At 67.9% G+C, this 243-nt stretch carries 1 protein-coding gene; it reads right to left on the reverse strand.

Going from position 1 to position 243, the window contains the following annotated elements; translation table 11 throughout:
• Nucleotides 1–243 (reverse strand): AMP-binding protein (locus tag LC490_RS24325; RefSeq protein ID WP_223621917.1); only part of this gene is annotated, 243 nt, incomplete at both ends.

A 243-nucleotide genomic window follows, 5' to 3' on the forward strand; every position in this document is an offset into this window, starting at 1 on the left:
ACTCGATCGTACCGTCCGGCAACCAGCGGCCCAGGTCGCCCGAGCGATACATCCGCGCCTCGGGGACCGCACTGAACGGATCGCGCACGAAGCGCTCCGCCGTCAGCTCCGGCCGGTTCAGATAACCCCGCGCAACACCCACGCCCGCCAGATGAAGTTCGCCGGCTACCCCGATCGGCGTCGGCTCGCCGCGCGCATCGAGGATATAGATTCGCGTATTCGGAATCGGGCGGCCCAGTGGCA

This window comes from Lysobacter sp. ESA13C (genome assembly GCF_019970005.1).
GTDB classification, from domain to species: domain Bacteria; phylum Pseudomonadota; class Gammaproteobacteria; order Xanthomonadales; family Xanthomonadaceae; genus Lysobacter; species Lysobacter antibioticus_B.